Source organism: Nonomuraea sp. ZG12 (assembly GCF_052068115.1).
Taxonomy (GTDB): domain Bacteria; phylum Actinomycetota; class Actinomycetes; order Streptosporangiales; family Streptosporangiaceae; genus Nonomuraea.
The window spans coordinates 321,779-339,317 of record NZ_JBQHCW010000008.1 but is presented as its reverse complement, the minus strand read 5'-3'; the positions used below and the strand labels follow the sequence as shown (position 1 = coordinate 339,317).

At 65.8% G+C, this 17,539-nt stretch carries 19 protein-coding genes and 2 pseudogenes; 13 read left to right on the top strand and 8 right to left on the bottom strand.

The window, feature by feature from the left end; translation table 11 throughout:
- Positions 1–6 precede the first annotated feature (6 nt).
- Complete coding sequence (gene rpsR / locus ACTMTF_RS24385) at positions 7–234, bottom strand: 30S ribosomal protein S18 (RefSeq protein ID WP_441112751.1); 228 nt, start codon at positions 232–234, stop codon at positions 7–9.
- Entirely contained in the window at positions 146–1,351 is a 1,206-nt protein-coding gene (locus tag ACTMTF_RS24380) for a CobW family GTP-binding protein (RefSeq protein ID WP_441112750.1), read from the bottom strand. Before ACTMTF_RS24380 ends, rpsR begins: the two co-directional genes overlap by 89 nt.
- A 79-nt stretch (positions 1,352–1,430) precedes the next feature.
- Here ACTMTF_RS24380 and rpmG point away from each other — a divergent pair, with 79 nt between their 5' ends.
- Genes rpmG through rpmF form a run of 5 tightly spaced genes read left to right on the top strand, consistent with a single transcriptional unit; the run spans position 1,431 to position 2,536 of the window.
- Positions 1,431–1,595, top strand: a complete 165-nt coding sequence (gene rpmG / locus ACTMTF_RS24375; RefSeq protein ID WP_441112749.1) for a 50S ribosomal protein L33 — start codon at positions 1,431–1,433, stop codon at positions 1,593–1,595.
- Positions 1,592–1,837, top strand: a complete 246-nt coding sequence (locus ACTMTF_RS24370; protein ID WP_441112748.1) for a type B 50S ribosomal protein L31 — start codon at positions 1,592–1,594, stop codon at positions 1,835–1,837. The genes rpmG and ACTMTF_RS24370 overlap by 4 nt, the downstream gene beginning before the upstream one ends.
- Positions 1,837–2,073: a 50S ribosomal protein L28 gene (gene rpmB, locus ACTMTF_RS24365; RefSeq protein WP_441112747.1), complete on the top strand. Its 237-nt coding sequence runs from the start codon at positions 1,837–1,839 to the stop codon at positions 2,071–2,073. The genes ACTMTF_RS24370 and rpmB overlap by 1 nt, the downstream gene beginning before the upstream one ends.
- Positions 2,073–2,372 carry a 30S ribosomal protein S14 gene (gene rpsN, locus ACTMTF_RS24360; RefSeq protein ID WP_397006338.1) on the top strand — a complete coding sequence of 100 codons (300 nt, stop codon included), beginning with the start codon at positions 2,073–2,075 and terminating at the stop codon, positions 2,370–2,372. Before rpmB ends, rpsN begins: the two co-directional genes overlap by 1 nt.
- A gap of 2 nt (positions 2,373–2,374) precedes the next feature.
- Positions 2,375–2,536: a 50S ribosomal protein L32 gene (gene rpmF, locus ACTMTF_RS24355; protein ID WP_441112746.1), complete on the top strand. Its 162-nt coding sequence runs from the start codon at positions 2,375–2,377 to the stop codon at positions 2,534–2,536.
- A gap of 202 nt (positions 2,537–2,738) precedes the next feature.
- Here the strand turns inward: rpmF and ACTMTF_RS24350 are convergent, their stop codons facing one another.
- The 5 genes from ACTMTF_RS24350 to ACTMTF_RS24330 all read right to left on the bottom strand — a co-directional run bounded on the left by ACTMTF_RS24350 (position 2,739) and on the right by ACTMTF_RS24330 (position 9,649).
- Positions 2,739–3,110 carry a Fur family transcriptional regulator gene (locus ACTMTF_RS24350; RefSeq protein WP_441112745.1) on the bottom strand — a complete coding sequence of 124 codons (372 nt, stop codon included), beginning with the start codon at positions 3,108–3,110 and terminating at the stop codon, positions 2,739–2,741.
- 210 nt (positions 3,111–3,320) lie between these two features.
- Complete coding sequence (locus tag ACTMTF_RS24345) at positions 3,321–3,908, bottom strand: TetR/AcrR family transcriptional regulator C-terminal domain-containing protein (protein WP_441112744.1); 588 nt, start codon at positions 3,906–3,908, stop codon at positions 3,321–3,323.
- A gap of 98 nt (positions 3,909–4,006) precedes the next feature.
- On the bottom strand, positions 4,007–6,379 hold the full coding sequence (locus ACTMTF_RS24340; RefSeq protein ID WP_441112743.1) for a hypothetical protein: 2,373 nt from the start codon (positions 6,377–6,379) through the stop codon (positions 4,007–4,009).
- Positions 6,380–6,399: 20 nt separating this feature from the next.
- On the bottom strand, positions 6,400–7,188 hold the full coding sequence (locus ACTMTF_RS24335; RefSeq protein WP_441112742.1) for a hypothetical protein: 789 nt from the start codon (positions 7,186–7,188) through the stop codon (positions 6,400–6,402).
- A gap of 1,237 nt (positions 7,189–8,425) precedes the next feature.
- Complete coding sequence (locus ACTMTF_RS24330) at positions 8,426–9,649, bottom strand: oxygenase MpaB family protein (protein WP_441112741.1); 1,224 nt, start codon at positions 9,647–9,649, stop codon at positions 8,426–8,428.
- Between the two features lie 297 nt (positions 9,650–9,946).
- On the opposite strand from ACTMTF_RS24330, the gene ACTMTF_RS24325 reads away from it, so the two are divergent.
- From ACTMTF_RS24325 to ACTMTF_RS24295, 7 genes and pseudogenes are all read left to right on the top strand, one after another.
- On the top strand, positions 9,947–10,618 hold the full coding sequence (locus ACTMTF_RS24325) for a TetR/AcrR family transcriptional regulator (RefSeq protein ID WP_441112740.1): 672 nt from the start codon (positions 9,947–9,949) through the stop codon (positions 10,616–10,618).
- A gap of 801 nt (positions 10,619–11,419) precedes the next feature.
- Positions 11,420–11,758, top strand: a pseudogene (locus ACTMTF_RS24320) (transposase); the annotation flags it as partial.
- On the top strand, positions 11,731–12,174 hold the full coding sequence (locus tag ACTMTF_RS24315) for an IS3 family transposase (RefSeq protein ID WP_441112739.1): 444 nt from the start codon (positions 11,731–11,733) through the stop codon (positions 12,172–12,174). The pseudogene ACTMTF_RS24320 and the gene ACTMTF_RS24315, both read left to right, overlap by 28 nt.
- Positions 12,120–12,404: pseudogene (locus tag ACTMTF_RS24310) on the top strand (DDE-type integrase/transposase/recombinase); the annotation flags it as partial. The gene ACTMTF_RS24315 and the pseudogene ACTMTF_RS24310, both read left to right, overlap by 55 nt.
- Positions 12,405–12,423: 19 nt before the next feature.
- Positions 12,424–12,672 carry an integrase core domain-containing protein gene (locus tag ACTMTF_RS24305; RefSeq protein ID WP_441112738.1) on the top strand — a complete coding sequence of 83 codons (249 nt, stop codon included), beginning with the start codon at positions 12,424–12,426 and terminating at the stop codon, positions 12,670–12,672.
- A gap of 888 nt (positions 12,673–13,560) precedes the next feature.
- Positions 13,561–14,535 (top strand): alpha/beta fold hydrolase, encoded by a 975-nt coding sequence (locus ACTMTF_RS24300; protein WP_441112737.1) that lies wholly within the window; start codon positions 13,561–13,563, stop codon positions 14,533–14,535.
- A 139-nt stretch (positions 14,536–14,674) separates the two neighbouring features.
- Entirely contained in the window at positions 14,675–15,115 is a 441-nt protein-coding gene (locus ACTMTF_RS24295; RefSeq protein ID WP_441112736.1) for a hypothetical protein, read from the top strand.
- 100 nt (positions 15,116–15,215) lie between these two features.
- On the opposite strand, the gene ACTMTF_RS24290 is transcribed toward ACTMTF_RS24295, so the two are convergent.
- The gene (locus ACTMTF_RS24290; protein ID WP_441112735.1) at positions 15,216–15,827 is read right to left on the bottom strand and encodes a TetR family transcriptional regulator; all 612 of its coding nucleotides are present in this window, start codon (positions 15,825–15,827) and stop codon (positions 15,216–15,218) included.
- 108 nt (positions 15,828–15,935) lie between these two features.
- Here ACTMTF_RS24290 and ACTMTF_RS24285 point away from each other — a divergent pair, with 108 nt between their 5' ends.
- Positions 15,936–16,766, top strand: coding sequence for an SDR family NAD(P)-dependent oxidoreductase (locus ACTMTF_RS24285; RefSeq protein WP_441112734.1), 831 nt, complete (start codon positions 15,936–15,938; stop codon positions 16,764–16,766).
- Positions 16,767–17,539: the final 773 nt, after the last annotated feature.

The following is a 17,539-nucleotide window of genomic DNA, read 5'->3' as shown; positions in this document are numbered from 1 at the left end:
GCTTGTTCATGCGGTGGGGCGGGAGGTGTAGGGAAGCAGGGCCATCTCGCGGGCGGTCTTGACGGCCTGGGCGATTCGGCGCTGCTGCTGGACGGTGACGCCGGTGACGCGGCGGCTGCGAATCTTGCCCCGGTCGGAGATGAACTTACGTAGCAGGGCGGTGTCCTTGTAGTCGATGCGGTCGACGTTCAGCAGCGGGTTGGGCTTCTTGCGGGGGACGCGACGGGGCTTCATGAGATCTCCTCAAGGTTGAGGGCGGGGCGAACGGGTCGTCGTGGCCGGGGTGTTCGCCCTCGGCCAGCAGGCACGAGTCGAGCAGGGCGTGCAGGCGTTCGACATCGAGGTCAGGGCCGGTGAAGACCAGGTGCTGGACGCGGTCGCCGTGCTCGGAGTCCCAGTCGAGGTCGGCGGCCAGGCGCCGGGCGGAGGAGACGAGGTCCCAGGCCGCTTCGGGCAGTGCGGCCAGCCAGGGGCCGGCATCCTCGACCGAGATGATGCCGGCGACGGCGCTCCAGCCCAGGAGCCGGCTGGGCCGGGTGGCGAGCCAGAAGCGGCCGCGTGAGCGCACGGACTCCGTCACCAGCTCGTCCACCGCCTCGAAGAGGCGGGCGGGATGCAGTGGGCGGCGGCTGTGCCAGACGGTGGTGACGATCTCTTCGGTACGGGCGTCGGTAGGGAGCTGAGCGGTGGCGGGGTCCACGCGTTCGGCCAGCTCAGCCGCGCACAAGGCCGGACCGCTGATCGGTGGCAGGTCATGGACGGAGTGAATCGGAGTGACCTGGGTCAGGTGGGTGAGTACCCGCCGGGAGAGGTCGTGGTCATCCTCGTCGCCGCCGTGCAGCACCAGCCCGGTGGCGTACTCGACCTGCCGGGCCAGGACCTCGGCCAGGTAGCGCTGGTCGCCGGTGGCCGCCAGTTTGCCGACCTCTCGGAGAAGCTCGCCGCGGGTGATGTCGTCGGGCAGGGCCTCGGCGTCCAGGGCGGTGAGCACGCTGGTGAGCCGCATCGTCTCGCGGGCTTCGTCACAGTCGATGGCCTCGGCCACCGAGCGAGGCTCCACGGAGTCCCACAGGTCGACGATCAGCAGTGTGGCCGTGGCCGCCAGCCGTACGAGCTGTGGAAGCAGGTCCTCGCGCACCGTGCACGTGATGCAGCCATGGGCGAGGTGCACCTCGGCGGTGTCCAGCACGCCGGTGGTGTCGCGGATGCTGCGCAGGACGCGGTCCTGGGTGACCTCGCGCAGGTCGTGGTGGATGGCGACGGATCCGGGATGCCGGACGAGCAGTTGTCGAACGGCGACGGTGCGGGCCGTGCCATGCAGGCCCGCGACGAGGACGACGGGGGTGGGCATCGATTCTCCCAACGTGGCAGAATGAAAATCATTATCGTTATCATGGCACACGATCGCACGTGGAAAGGAACGAACCGCTTTGGCCAGAAACGAGGTGCGCCCCGTGATCAAACTCAAGTCCACGGCCGGCACCGGCTACACGTACGTCACGAGGAAGAACCGTCGCAACACCCCTGACCGGCTCACCCTCCGCAAGTACGACCCCACCGTCCGCCTGCACGTGCTCTTCCGGGAGGAGCGATGAAGAAGGGAATCCACCCCGACTACCACCCGGTCGTCTTCCGCGACTCCGGCTCCGACTTCGCCTTCCTCACCCGGTCCACGATCACGAGCGACAAGACGATCGAGTGGACCGACGGCAAGACGTACCCGGTGGTGGATGTCGACGTGTCCTCGGCGAGCCACCCCTTCTACACCGGCCGCAGCCGCGTCCTGGACACCGCGGGCCGCGTCGAGCGGTTCAACCAGCGCTACGGAAGGACCTGATGTCCGCGCACTGCCAGCTCACCGGCGTCAAGCCGGTCTTCGGCAACAACGTCTCCCACTCCCACCGCCGCACCCGCAGACGGTGGAACCCCAACATCCAGAGCCGCCGCTACTGGCTCCCCGGCGAGGGCCGCTTCGTGCGGCTCACCCTCAGCGCCAGAGGGATCAAGACCGTCGACAAGATCGGCATCGAGCAGGCCATCGCCCGGATCCGGGCCCGAGGGGAGAAGATCTGATGGCGAAGAAGAGCAAGATCGCCGCCAACGAGCGCCGCAAGGCCGTGGTGCTGCGCTACGCCGCGCGGCGGGCCGAGCTGAAAGAGCTCATCCGCACCGGCACCCCGCAACAGCGGGAGCAGGCCGTACGCGAGCTGAGCCGCCAGCCGCGCGACGCCAGCCCTACCCGCGTCCGCAACCGCGACGCCGTCGACGGACGGCCACGCGGACACCTGACCAAGTTCGGGCTCTCCCGGGTGCGCTTCCGCGAGATGGCCCACCGCGGCGAGCTGCCCGGCATCACGAAAGCGAGCTGGTGACCATGGCCGTACCCAAGCGCAAGACCTCACGCAGCAACACCCGCCACCGCCGCAGCCAATGGAAGGCCACCGCCCTGGTGCCGATCACCCTGAACGGACGCGAGCTACTCGTGCCCCGCCGCCTCGTCCGCGCCTACCAGCGGGGACTGATCACGGTCGAATGAGGTGATCCGGTCATCGGGGGCCCGATCGTGCATGGGACAAGCCGGGCGCGGCAGCACGGACGGGCCCCTGGTGGCCGTTTCCTCCTCTGCTGGGACAGCTCATTGGAGGCAGAGTGACGCAAGTCGTGATGTCGAATCCCCAGACGGACACTGGGCTCCACGAGAGATCGACGCAAGTCCCCACCGGCCGGCCCACGGCCCGCTAGCGCTCGCACGCCGCGCAGACGCCGTACACCTCTTCGGCCCGGAAACCGCCCACGACGTCCTCCTCCTGCCGTTCGGTCACCAGACCGCAGACGCGGCAGACGAGATGGTGGTGCCTGGCCGGGCCGCACAGCCGGTAGACGGACTCGCCCGCGTGCGTGAAGGCGTGAATGAGCCCGACCTCGGTCATCGAGGAGAGGGTGCGGTAGACGGTGGTGAGACCGACATTCTCGCCGCTGTCCTGAAGCACGGTGTGGATGCGCTGGGCCGAGATGGGCAGCGGATGGGCTGCCAGGACCTCGAGCACTCGCAGCCGCTGTGTCGTCGCCCGGATGCCGGCCGCTTCCAATATCGCTGTCCACCGCGCCATGGTCACCATGCCTCAGGAATGACGGTCACTGGGCCGATCCTCTGGTGATCAGCCACATGCCGAGGTCGGCCGCACCGGCGGGCTCGGCCACCGGCCCGCCTTAAGGACGACAGGGGTGGGCACACGACCTCCCAGCGTCAAAATGAAAATCGTTGTCGTAAGCATGGCACATGCCGTCAACCCGTCCAACCGACCGAAGGCGGTCGAAGCTCACGACGACAACTGTCGATCATCGCGGGGCATGTCGGACGCCGCATACCCGGCCAGCAGTGCGTCCAGGCCGGACGTGAAAAGGGTGTCCATGTCCATGGTGAAGAATCGCGGGCCGAGCAGGACCGCTGAGGGATGGTCGCCGGTCCCGAGAGTGGCCAGTCCGGCAAGGAACTGATGCGCTCGGGCCACCCCCGTGGACTTCCTGCGTTCGCGCTGGGCGTCTTCGATGCCGACCCTGGAGAACACCCAGCTCATGATGCCCGCGCAGATGCGCGCGGCCTCCTCGTGGTCGAAGCCGCCGCGCAGCACCTGCTCGGCGAGCAGATCGAAGGTGCGGTAGGCCTGCTCTCCGGCGGGACCGTTGGCCATCAGCCAGGCCGCCAGGCCGGGGAACCGGCGCAGGACGTCTCGCTCCGCGATCGCCCACGCTCGCGCGTTGTGGTGCCATGCGGCCTCAGGGTCGACGCCTGGGCGGACGAGCCCGCCGATCTCGTCGGCCACAGGTACCACCAGCGCGTCGCGGTTCTCGACGTGGCGGTAGATCGACATTGGGGTGACGGAGAGCCGGTCGGCCAGAGCGCGCATGGTGAGGTTGCCGTCACAGCACGAAACCGTGTTTCCGAGCGGGACAGGCCAGCCATGTCGCCTCGAGCAGGATCGCGGCCGCGGTGTTGCGGATCGCGCTAAAATTTGAAGAGACCTTCAAGCTGGTCGTACTCAGAACCGTTGAAATTGCTGTCCAGCATCTCCCAGGTGGCGCCGGCGCTGAGTTGCAAGAATTCTGCGGGCGATTGGGTCTTGGATTCCTGGAGGATGGTCAGGATGGCCTGTTCTTCTTCGTCCTCACAAGCGCCGGAGATCATTTTGCTGATCATCTCGGACTTGTAAACAGAGGGTAGGAGCGCCAGCAGGCCTTCTCCGGACAGCGTGTTGGTCACCTGCACCGCTTTGTCGTCGTCGGCGGTCTCAAGTAGTTGCGGAGCGCTGATGGTCTCGATCGTCGCCGCGAGGCCTCCCACAGTGCTCACGAGGTCCTGGAAGGTTCCCGCCACCCCGGTCAGCGTGGTCTGAATCGACTGGATCGCCTGCTGGATGGCGGCCAGAAATGCTGCCGGTGGCGCGGGCGGCGGTGGTGGTTGAAGGGCCGGGAAGTTATCCATGAACAACCTGCGGGTGTCCATGTAGCGTCGGCAGTCAGCCTTCTGCCGTTCGGAGCCCAACAGCGCGATCGCTCGGTCCATGGCAACGAAGTGGCGATCCCACCGCCGGAGCATGTTGAAAAGCGCGATGTTCCGTGCCGGGAACTGCGGAGGATTGGGATTGACCAGGTCCGGAAGGGACTGCTGGAGCAGGCGGTACTCCCCCCGCGCCAGTTCGCTGCAGATCTGGTCCGTGTAGAAGACCTCCCAGGACAGTGCCTGGAGGTCAGCTGCGCGGTATCGCTCCGGCCCCGCGACGCTGTCGAGAGCCAGCCTGAACTCCCTGGCATGAGTGGGCAGGTGACGCAGAGCCACATGGGCGAGGCCATCCCGGACAGCGTCCCGCTGGCTTAGCGCTTGATCAGCGAACGAGTGCCGCACCTCGACACTGCGGCTGGCAGCGAATGGCGTCAGGATGTTCACAAAGTCGAGGGTCGGCAGAACGGTGTTGTCATCGACGAGGAAGAACCAGCGCAACAGGAACCCGACGAGGTAGTTCCGGCGGTCGAGGAGGACTTTGAGCCGGTCCATGATGCGGGTGAGATCGTTTTCGTCCAGATCGTCGTCAAGCCCGTCCCAGGTCAGCTTGTTGACCAGGAAGATGAGGTCGTCGGCGCGCGTGCAGCCCAACAGGTGGCCGAGAGCCATGTCCTCTTCCTCTTCAGAGGTGGCTCCATCGAAGAGGCTGTTGATGATCGCCAGCTTCTCCTCTTTGAGCACTCTCCCGAGTAGAAGCCCTTCACGATGATCACGAATGGCGGACCGGAGCAAGCGGGTGGCCTTTTCATCGGTGAACGAACGGACCGACCCGCGTGGCGGCAAGAAGAGGTCAGCGTAGAACGACCTGAGGGTCGCGGGTGGCGGAACGGGGCGCATGATAATGACTCCGCCCGGCACGTCCAGGAAGTCGATGCTGCCGTCCATTTCCACGCTGAAGCGGTAGTCGACGATCGGTTCTCCAAGCGTCCTGAGGAGATAGCCAGCCGCTGGCAGCAAGGTCAGAACGTTGACGCGCTCCCGCGACAGAACGCCCACGCCGCCGAAGAGATTTGACGGTATGAGGTCATGCGGCATGTCCCGGCCATCGATCGCGACGCGGTAGCCGTTGATGGTCAGAGCGCGGTCGTCGACTCCGGTGAAGCCGGCGAAGCGAGGATCAACAACCAAGCGACCATCAACCGTGACCTCAAACCTGAAATCACCGACGACACCCGCCGCCGGGTGAAAGCCATAACCCGCGGCCGGGAGGTACGTCATCTCATGAATACTGCTTCGACTCAGCAAAGCGCTGTTACCGAAGAGGTTGAGCGGTATCAGATCATGCGAAAGAGCACGCCCGTCCAACGTCGTACGGTAACCACCAATCGTCAAAGCGCGGCCGTCAACCCGACTGAAACCCGCAAAACGAGGATCAACAACCAAGCGACCATCAACCGTGACCTCAAACCTGAAATCACCGACGACACCCGCCGCCGGATGAAACCCATAACCGGCGGTGGGAACCAAGGCCAACGTATGGATGCGATCACGCGTGAGCACCGGCCCTTCGGCACCGATCAAGATAAGATCGTGGGAGAGGGCGCGGCCGTCGATGTCCACGTTGAAGCCCCGTATGACGAGGGTATCGGTCCCGCGGCCACTCAGAAATCGGTCCCCGTCCGAGGCGTAATCGATAAGCCCGCCCTGAGTCACCTCGAACCGAAACGTCGACTGCCCTGCCACCTGCTGAAAGCCGTAGTCGCCGGGCATGAGAGAGAGCACCGCTCCGGTTCCACCGTCTATCCACGCAGGAGTGACCGCGGGGATCAGGAACTTTCGGTAGGTGAGTGCGCTGGTGTCAATTCGAATGTCAGCCATCCCGCTACTCCCGCCTGGCACTACTGCAAGGTGACGAACACCGGAATAGTGCCTCGACCGCTTGGCATGGCGCGCAGTGCTTTGCCGATCACAGCTCCGAAGGCGCGATGAGAGTCGGTCGCCTTCATCGCGTAGCCGACAGTCGGTGAGGTTGTCAGAAGATCACCAACAGTGACAGGAGCGCAGTCGGCGTCCACCTTGCAGTACACCTTTCCGAAGAGGGCGATCGGCCATCGGTTTGATGCGCCAGGTCGCTTATCCAGTATGATGGCGGGCTTGTAGCATCCGGCGCCGGACACCACACCTGCGACTCTTGTGTCATACGGCCTGTCGCTACGTCGTAGTGTGTTCTCATCGCAGATCACCATGACGGTGCCGGGCTCCACGCCTTCCGAGTCGGCAACCTGGAAGTCCTCCGCAAGGTCGGCGTTCGCCAGCGCCATATCTCCTTCGACGAAGAGATTCCGTGTGACGTGGACGTTCCCTATGAAAAACCCGGCGTGCCCCTTGTCGCCCTTCTTCTCGGCGAACACCGCCGCACCCGTACCCTCTGGGTTGACGTTGAAAGCCGCAAGGGCGGCCATCGTGAGCGATTCGCAGTGTGCGTGGACACCCTCTCCCTTAGCGCTCGCCGCAAAGACACCGGTACCGTCTCCATCTGCGCGGATGCCCGTCGAGCGGTCCCCGGTTGCCTTCCCCACAACTGCTATGGCATCGGGGCCGTCTTCCGTGCCAGTAACCCTCCCCACTATTCCTCCTCGAAGATAAGGGCTGTCCCTGTAAGGGCCGGATGTGTTGTATCCGGACATTCCCCCGGTGGTCGTACCCAGAGGCTCATGCGGCAAACGGGAGTAGGGCAAACTCTTGAGCTTTGTAACAATTAGCGCACCAAAGGCCGGTTTGTTCCTTATGTTAAGGCCCCAATGACTCGATTGATCATATTGTGGGTGCCAAGAACTCGGCCGCCCTATGCGGCCTACGCGTATTCGTGGATCAGCCCGCCAAGGCGGTCACGTCGAACGACCATGACAATCGTCCTCGACCGGGTCGGGAAGGGCCCGCAGCGGAGCGGCCTGCCCAGGGAGCGATGTGGGCGATACTCATTGAAGTGGGTCTCGTAGGCAGCCAGCACGCGCCGTAAGTGACGGGCGTTGACGATGAGGATCCGATCAAGGATTTCTTCAACGCAGGCCGCCGATCCAGCGTTCGGCGAAAGCGTTGGCCCGCGGAGCCCGAGGTGGACTCTTGAGAATGCGGATGCCTGAGGCCGTGAAGACTTCGTCGAACATCTCGGTGAACTTGGCATCCCGATCGCGGATGAGAAACCTGAACCCCTCCGCCCTGCCCCCCCAACGCGATCATCAAGGTTCTGGCCTGCTGTACAACCCACGGCCCCGTCGGGTGCTCGGTAACGCCGAGCACATGCACCCGGCGGGTGCTGATCTCCATGACGACCAGGCAATACAGGCGCTTGAACAGCACGGTGTCGCAAGGGAAGAAATCACACGCCAAGATCCCCTCAGCTTGAGCACGCAGAAACTCACCCCAGGACGGTCCTGCATGTCGCGGCGCTGGATCGATACCGGCCCTCTTCAAGATGAGCCACACCGCAGAGGTTCCGACCCGCTGGCCCAGAGCGGCAAGTTCCCCGGCGATCCGCCGGTAACCCCACAGCGGATCCTCCCGCGCCAAACGCACTGATCACCACCCGATCCGCCCACGACGGCCGAGGCCTTGCCACCTGCGGACGCAACACCGCGAGCTGATGGCTCAGGACCAGAATCTCCGCGTCCTTCGACCTCCGCGAGCGACCCAGCAGCACCGCCCAGCTGAGAGCCGAACGAAGATCTGATACACCAGCCGCAGCGCCATGGAAGCGATCATCTCTGCCAGCGCTGAAACGCCAAACCCGCAGGTCAGTCCCAACGGCCGACCCCCACACCGAATCGCGGGTGCGCGTCCGTGATTCCGAGGGTTCGGACCCTTTCGAACGTTACCCATGGGGATTGCCTGCCCATCAATGCGAGCGACACCCCTGGACCGCGATCAGCTGGGCCGGTTGCCGGTCGGAATCACGATCTTGGTTTGCGCCCCCTTGGTGAGGTAGTACGTGGTCCACTTCTTGATCATTTCATCGAGGAGCCAGGCGGTGGCGGGCACCAACGGCAGCCCGATCAGACCCTCCCGGAACTGCACCAGCAGCGGCCAGGCCGCCTTGACCACCGGGTCCGACAGTGGCTGGCGTGGGATGCCGTTCCAGTCGGCCACCTGGTTGCCGGTGAGGTACCTCGAGAACGCGTTGACGAGAGGCTTGTCGATGCCGCCGGGGCTGGTCAGCTCCGCGAGCATGTTCCGCAGGATGCCGTTCAGTTCCACGCCCTCCGGGGTCGGCCCCATGTTTCTGGGCAGGACTATGTCCGACTGGGCGTAGGACGAGTCCCAGGTGGCGGGCAGGAATTCGTCCCTGATGCCGAGCATGTGCCCCATCACCTGCAACGAGTGCAGGTATCCCGCGGTCTCGGCGGAGGAGATGCGCACTTTCCATTCACGCATCCCGCGCATGGAATAGGTCGCCAGGGTGTGCCACGTGACGAGCATGTCCTCCTGGCTGATCGGGATGGGGCCGGACCAGTGGGGAGACGATTTCAGCAGGTGCCGCACCGCCGCGTGCACCAGCCGGGTCTTCACGGCCTCGACCACGGCCGTGCCGCCGGCCGACCAGGCGTTCTGAGGTCTGACCGCGTACGCCAGGATGTTCGTCTTGGCGACCCGGTCTTTCAGATCCGCACCGCCCGCGGAGTAGTAGACCGCGCGGGCCTCCTTGGGGATGGCGGTGGCCAGCATGCCGGCGCCGACGATGGTGAGGACGACGATGTAGTTGCCTTTGAGCACATGGAACCGGGCCGCGGCGTCCAACTTGGCGGAGTCGACCCACGACGGCAGCTGACGCGCCTGCTCGATGAAGGCCCGCAGGTCTTCCGGCAGTCCCGCGGGCAGGGGCTGGTCGTTGCGGTTCCAGTCGTACAGCAGCCGGTTGACTTCGGGTATGAGACCGCGGTCGAACAGTGAGGCGAGGAGTGGATCGGCCACGTCATCCCACACCCATCGGGGATCGGCGCCACTGCCGGAGCCCGCGACCGAACCGCTGGCCGGCCAGGTCCAGCCGTCGGACGGGGAGGCCGCCTGGGCCGGAGAGGCCATCCCTAAGGCGCCGAGCGCTCCCAGGGCGGTACCTGAGATCAGCATGTCGCGCCTGCTCAAGTCTGCCATGCCTGTACTCCTTCGAGGTGGGGGGTCTCGCTCAGGGCATGTGGTTGGTTGCGAAGTCTTGGCCGGCTCGCTGGGGACCCACGGAACATGAAGCACGTGTACGCGCCCTGGCCGGACCCACGCCCGCCTTTGACGCGTCGCGCCTGCTGAGTTTTCCCATGCCGTTTCCTCCTTCTCGCCCGAGGCTGAGAAGTGGGTGATACTTAGAAACAGATCATGATTCTGTGTATCAGAAAATCACAGTGTGACAGGCATCACAAGACCGCGTTTGAGGCAGAATCCATACAGGAGGTGAGCGTGGAGTCTGTGCTGTCCGGATTCATGGCACCGTCGGACTCGGAGTCGTTGCTGGAGCGCGCCTACGTCGATGCCGTCGAGCGCGTGGACGACATCGACGAGCTACGGACGCGCATCCTTGATGCGGCGTACGAGCAGTTCTGCCGGATGGGTATCAGGCGCTCCACCATGGAGGACGTCGCCCGACTGGCGAAGGTTTCGCGGATCACGGTCTACCGGCGGTTCGACGCCAAGGACATGCTGGTCGAACACGTGGTGCGCCGGGAGTTCCGCCGCTACTTCGACCAGTTCCTCATCGACATAGAACAAGCCGACACCGCTGCCGACCGGGTGGTTTTGGGCTTCGTAAGCTCACTGCGGGCAATTCGCGGCAACCCACTGATCGGCGGACTCATCGCCACGGAACCGGACCTGCTCATACCCTCCATGATGGCTGGCGGGGGCCAGACCCTCGCCACCGTGCAGCAGTTCGTCGCCGGCCAGCTCCGCCGCGAACAACGCGCGGGCAACGTGTCGGGCAGCCTGGACGTCGACCTCGTGGCCGAGATGATGGTGCGGATCTCCACCTCCTTCCTGGCGATCCCCAGCGCCATCATCGATCTGGATGACGACACGCAACTGACCGCAGTGGCCCGGCGGTTCCTCGTGCCCATGCTGGAACCACCCGCCTGATCCTCGGCCTCGCGCCAGGGTTCCGAGGCGCCATGCGAGCCGCCGAGTTCACCGCAACCCCCTCGGCACGTAAACGCAAAACCGCCCCAATCTGGACCTTATCGGCAGGTCAGAGGCGGTCTTGGGCCGGTGGAGCCGCCGCATCGAACTAACGCGGCGCTCTGGCCAGGGCATGGACCCGAGTTCCCTCGATCACGCAGGCGGCCAGCGAGTCGCGTGCCCGCCGCCGACCCAAGGCTGTTTCCAAGGTCAGGTGCGGAGTCAGATGACCAGGGCAGCCAGGGTGGCGGCGCCCAGGAAAATGTGGACGCGTTTGATGTCCTATGGGGGTCAAGCGGTTGTTGGAGTGACTTGTGACGGCGGCGGGTTTTGCCGTCGGTGATGCGTCGTTCGACGTACTCACAGGTTCTCTGATCCAAGCGCAGCCGTGCCAGGACGATGGTGTGCGAAGGCGGAGTTGGCTTTGCTCCTGCCGGAAACTACACCCACGCACGTCAAGCATGCTGCACATCGCATCCGAGATCGACTGCAATTCCTGGCTCGCGGACGCGAACTCGCCAGCCGATGGCTGCTCCATGGCTACTCGAACGTACGTGATCTGCCGTGAAACTCGAGCCTCATCACGAAAGCCCGGCCCACACGATCCCTGTCAAGATAGGCGACAAATCGCACATAAGTGCGACGGTCAAGAACGCATCGTTGCTCGGTGGTTGCTCGCGTGTTCGCGATATGTGCTTCCCCTCGTAACGTGGAGACCGAGCCGGGAGAGGTTAGGTCGCGGCAGCAGTCACGCGGCGGCGCTTTGATCCGGAGTCCCGGGCCGGGGCGCTGCGCATCGTCAAGGAGACCGGCAAGCCCGTGGCCCAGGTGGCGCGGGATCTGGGGATCAGCCCGTACACGCTGCACAATTGGGTGCAGATGGACCGGCTCTCCGAGCAGTACGACGGCGACGGGAGCGGAACGCTGAGGGAGACCGAGCAGGAGGAGCTGGCCCGGCTGCGGCGGGAGAAGGCCGAGCTGGCCCAGCAGCACGCCCGTGAGAAGGCGGCCTGGGAGAAGGAACGCGCCGAGTTGGAAGACGAGCGTGACGTGCTCAAGCGCTCGGTGGTCTTGTGGGGCAAAGAGGCGATGGGCCGATAAGCGTGGCGGCCTTCGTCAGCTCCCAGAAGACCGAGCACGGCATCGACCACATCACCTCCTGCCGGGCGCTGGGCGTGTCCCAGTCCTGGTACTACAAGTGGAAGAACCGCATCAGCCAGGACGCGCCGACCGCCCGCCAGCGCCGGCGGGTCGACCTGGATGCGCAGATCACTCACTCGTTCGAGGCGTCGGGCGGCACCTACGGCTCCCCGCGGATCACTCGTGTTCTGCATGAGGCGGGCTGGCGGGTGTCGGAAACACGGTCGCGGCGCGGATGGCCGAGCTCGGCCTGGCCGGTCGCAAGCATCGCAAACCGCGGGCACCGACCCGGCAGGGCAAGCGGCCCGCCGCCCCGGACCTGGTGCGGCGGAAGTTCACCGCGGTCGCGCCGGACGTGCTGTGGTGCGGCGACGTGACGCAGATCGACACCGACGAGGGCAAGCTCTACCTGGCCACGGTGGAGGACCTGTTCTCCCGTCGCCTGCTCGGCTACGCCATGTCCGAACACCACGATGCCGCGCCAACCTGCGCCTCACTGCAGATGGCGGCCGCCACTCGCGGCGGTGACATCGACGGGGTGATCTTCCACTCGGATCGCGGCTCGGAATACACTGTCGCCCGCCACCAGGAGTTGTGCGGGCGCCCGGGCGTGGTCCCTGGGCCGCGTGGGCCGCGCACTCGACAACGCAGCCGCCGAGGCGTTCAACAGCACTCTCAAGGTCGAGTACGCGCACCATCACCGGTTCCGCACGCGAGCCGACGCCCGCTTGAAGATCGCCACCTGGATCGCCGACTTCTACAACACCATCCAGCGGCACAGCGCCAATGACGGCTTGGCGCCCATCACCTTCGAACGTCACATGATCGAGAAGAGAAACGCCTCATCGGCCCTGCTCAGGGCCGCTGTGGCATAGACCGTATCCACGATTCCAGGGGATTGACAGATACGACCCGGCACGGATGGGCACAGGCCGACACAACGGCCGGGAGAATCCCAGCCACAGCGACACAAATCAACACTCAGTGGCATCAACCGAGCCGACTCATAATCCGTGGGTCGTGGGTTCAAGTCCCACCCACCCTACTCTCCAATACCGTGTCCAACCTGGGGTTTCTTGGTTTCCACCAGCCTCTGATCTCGTTTTAGATCATGGTTGGTTGCTCGGTGGTTGCTCTTGTGTACGGATCGTGTATCGCGGTAGATCAGTTAGACGGTCACCGTCAATTCATTGGTGGCCTCACGGCCGGTCAAGTTTTGTCCAAGTGGGCTCGCCCTCCGACCACGCCTTTTGTGACCAGCAGATAAAAGATCCGCTGCTTCTCGCAGGGTGCCCCTCTCGGCCCCGCTTGCAGGATGGACCAGGGATTGATCGACTGCATCACCTGCACGGCGCTGAGGACAAACCACGGGCCCGCCGGCTGGACACAGAGCGCCTACTGCGCGTGCGATCATGCCGACCCGCCGAGGAGCACCTACGAGTGCACCGAACCGCAGGGCGTGCGGCCGTGCCCGTGGACCGGCTTCCGCCCATCTGCGGGCCGGGCGCGGTGAGCTGCCGACGGCGGGGTGCGTCGACTCCCATACGGTCCATACGGTCAAGGCGGCCGAGACCGTCGGTGCCGCGGCCTGCGGTTTTGACGCAGGCAAGAAGATCAAAGGGCAGAAGCGGCGGTGCTCGGGGGACGGAGTCGTTCGTCATCCTGATGGAGGAGGAAAGGGCTGCGGCGGGGGGCGCTAGTCCTGACCCGGTGCCATCCGGGCGGAGGATGAAACAGGCCGACCCCAAACCTAGATTCGAGGCATGACGCATGGAAATGCGCGGCCAAGCGGATGGCTGCGGCGGCTGGTGCGGCGGGTCACCGTCTGGGGTGCTGGCCTGCTCGTGCTGGCGGCGGGCGCCGGGTTCGGCTACGAGACGATCGCCCGGCAGAGCGACTCAGAACACCACAAGGCACCTGGGCGGCTGGTCGATGTGGGCGGTCACCGCCTGCACCTGCACTGCACCGGGGCCGGCGCCCCCACGGTCGTGCTGGAAGCGGGGCTGGCGGAATCGAGCGCTAGCTGGGAGGTGATCCAGCGGCGGCTCTCCCCGGGCACCCGGGTGTGCTCCTACGACCGGGCCGGATACGCCTGGAGCGATGACGGCCCCTCGCAGGGTACGGCGGAGCGCGCCGCGGGCGAACTGCGCACGATGCTGGCCACCGCGGGGGAGGCGGGGCCGTACGTCCTCGTCGGACACTCCTACGGCGGCAACGCCATACGCGTGTTCGCCGATCGCTGGCGGGACCTGACCGCCGGGCTGGTGCTGATCGACGTGACCGACGAGACGGCCGTCGAGGCGCTTCAGATCTCCCGGCCACTGATGGCCGTTCATTTCACCGCCTACCAGGTCGCCGCCCGCCTCGGCATTCTCCGACTGATGGGTGACTCCTTCGTGCCCGCGGAGGCCACCGCGGCGGCCCGCCGCCATGCCGTCGTCGTCTACGGGTCCGGCAGCATGGCGGCCGCACGGGCCGAGGCCTGGGCAGGAGTGGACAGCGCCGCCCAGGTCCGAGCGACGGTCCGCGCGCGAGCGTGGGGTGACCTGCCTGTCGTGGTGATCTCCGCTGCCGGCCAGCCTGCGGCCGTCACGAAGCAGGCCAGGGCTCTGGCCGCGCTGTCGACCCGCGGTCGCCTGGTGGTCGCGGCCACGACGGACCATTACGTGCAGCACGGTCAGCCCGACCTCGTCCTCGACGCGATCCGGGAGGTCGCTTCCGCGCACGGACGGCGGTGACCGTGCGCGGCTATCGCGCCGCGCGGGCATGACGCCGAGCGACAGACTTGGCGCAACGGTGTGCCGCTGGCCGCTCCGGTACGTCAGAGAGACATGAAGATCTGGCGAATCGTGCTTCTACCGGCACTGCTCCTGGCTCTTGAGCCTTCGTCAGCAGGCTCTCAGCGCCGGCACTCGCCCGGTCACCGATCTTGAGGTCCGGGTGCATCTCCAGCACGAGGTCGCCTCCCTGCAGCGCGCCCTGGATGCGGCTCTGTCTCCGCGCGAGGTGCCGATCGCCGTGTCCCAGGCGATGCGCGCCCCCGACACCGGGACACAAGAAATCCAAACCATCAGCCTCGACATCGACGGCACACCCGCCCGCATCGCCCTGCACCCACTTGGCCACGCCGACGCCGAGCGCGAGCTCGCAGCCCGGGCCGTCATCTGCGCTGCCGCCGACCGCATCACCGGCCGGCAGCTCCGGCCCATGGACCCCGCCATCGGCGCCATCGACCTCGGCTCCGACAGCGGAGAAACCCACATCCTCATCCTGAATGACGCGGTCATCCCCAACTTCAATGTCCGCGAACCCACCTGATGATCACGATTCTGCGAGGCCGCTGACCTGGCGCGTCATCGCCCCCAACGCTTACCGCTGATGGCTGTTCCACTGTTCCCCGAGGCCGTTGAACGACAAGCTAAGCGCAGGGGCCGACCGTCGCCATCGCGCGGTCGATGGCGTTGGCGAAGGTGCCGCTCGCGCCGGAGGCGAGCAAGGAATGCTGCGCGGCCACGAGGCATCCGAACGCTGCAGCGGTCAGCGCGCGGGGCGTCGGATCGTCGGCGGCGTAGGGCGTGCCGGCCGCCTCGGCGCGTCTGATCAGTTCGGCGACGACGGCGTTCTGCATCCGTTGCAGCCTCTGCAGGTAACCGGCGAGCAGTGCGGGGGTCTCGAAGACCACCCGAAGGATCGGCTCCACCATCTCCTCGTGACCCGGCGCTTCCGCGAGGGACACCAGCACATCGAACAGGCGATGAAGCGACGTCCAGACGGGCTCGTCGGCCGGGCGGGCGCGCAGGGCGGCGAGCATGTCGTCCACGACGAAGTCGAACTTACCGAGGACGATCTCCTCTTTCGTCGCGAAGTAGCGAAAGACGCTGCGCTGGGACATGCCGACGGCCGCTGCGATGTCGTCGATGGTCGTGGCCTCGAAGCCGCGCTCCACGAACAGCGCGTTGGCAGCCTCGGCGATCTCCTTCTGTATCGCTCGGCGGGCGCGCTGGCGGAGGCCGGGATGGTTGTTGCTCATGATATCGCGATTCTATCAGTAACAGTCGCATGTGACATCTACTGACACAAGTGACTTAGACTGACACAGGTCGCTTCCACCATCATCAGCAGCACCAGCGAGGAAGACATGAACCAGGCCAAAACCATCGTCATCACCGGCGCCAGCGACGGAATCGGCGCCGCAGCAGCCCGCCGACTCCACCGAGAAGGTCACCGCGTCGTCATCGTCGGCCGCTCCCCGCACAAGACCCGGGCCGTCGCCCGTGAGATCGGCGCAGACCACTACCTGGCCGACTTCACGCGCCTGGACGAGGTCCGCAAGCTCGCCGCCGAGCTGAACACTGCCTGTCCCCGGATCGACGTGCTCGCCAACAACGCCGGCGGCGTCTTCGGTGACCGCACCAAGACCGTCGACGGCTACGAAAAGACCTTCCAGATCAACCACCTGGCGCCGTTCCTGCTCACCCGGCTGCTGATCGACAAGCTGACCGCCTCCAGCGCCACAGTGATCCAGACCTCCAGCATCGGCGCACGCGGGGCCGGCGAGCTGGACATCGACGATCTGGACCACGACCGGAACTTCACCGCGGTACGGGCCTACACCGCGGCCAAACTCGAGAACATTCTGTTCACCAAGGAACTGCACCGCCGATACCATGCCCAGGGCATCTCCACGGCCGCCTTCCACCCGGGCAACGTCGCAACGAGCTTCGCCACCGAATCCGACAGCCGGCTGATGCGATTCATCGTCACCAACCGCATCATCCGCGCCATGCTGATCAGCCCGGAAAAGGGCGCCGACCAGCTGGTCTGGCTTGCCCAGGGTCGGCCCGGAGTCGACTGGGAATCCGGCACCTACTACGAAAAGCGCAGGCCCGCCAAACGCGTCAATCCGCAGGCTCTCGACGCCGACCTGGCCCTCCGGCTCTGGGACCGATCCCAACAACTGCTCGGCTGAGCACCGCCCCGCGGGGCCGCCGTGAGCGCGCTACCCGCCAGATGCCCCCGCCGGGAACCCCTCCTTGCCGCCCATCACCGATGCGAACTACACCTGCCGATAAGCCTTTGCGTCGTGCGCCGGCGAGCGCCACTGTGGTCGACGCAAGTTATCGGGCGCCGAAACGACATGAGCCCGCCAAGGCCTCTCCCAGCCGGGTCTAACGTGCGTCAGGTGGGACGTCGACGCCTGGAGGCGGCGGGTAGCTGCAGCGGGCCGCCGTCGAAGGCCAGGTGGAACAGGGCACCCAGGCGTACGGCGGCGAAGTCCGGGCCGCGGCAAGCGAGATGGCATCGTCGGGGCGCATCGCCGCCTCCAGCAGGCGGTCGAGGACGGCGTGGATGTGTTCTCCACGATCCGCTTGTCTCATGAGACATCGCAGAGTTCGGCCTGGGGCCCCACGCCAGTGCCTGTTAGGTCAGCAGGTCGTTGATCCTGCTGAAGAGTTGCTCAGCGCGGGCGAAGGTGGCGGTGCCGATGTTCGGCATCAGCGTGTTCTGCTCGCGCATGAGGACGGCGGCCGGCTTGTAGTGGTTGAACCTGCCGCCGGCGATGCCGGTGGATCGGAAGCAGGTCTCGATCTGCCGGACGATGTGCGCTGCCGCCCAGGCGGGTCGTCGACCAGCTCACAGCCCCAGCCCGCCACCGCGCAGCAGGCCGCGACCCGCTCCGCGGTGACCCGCACCTTCGCATCGGCCGGCCGGCCGGGATTTTTGACGTCCATCACCGTCGCC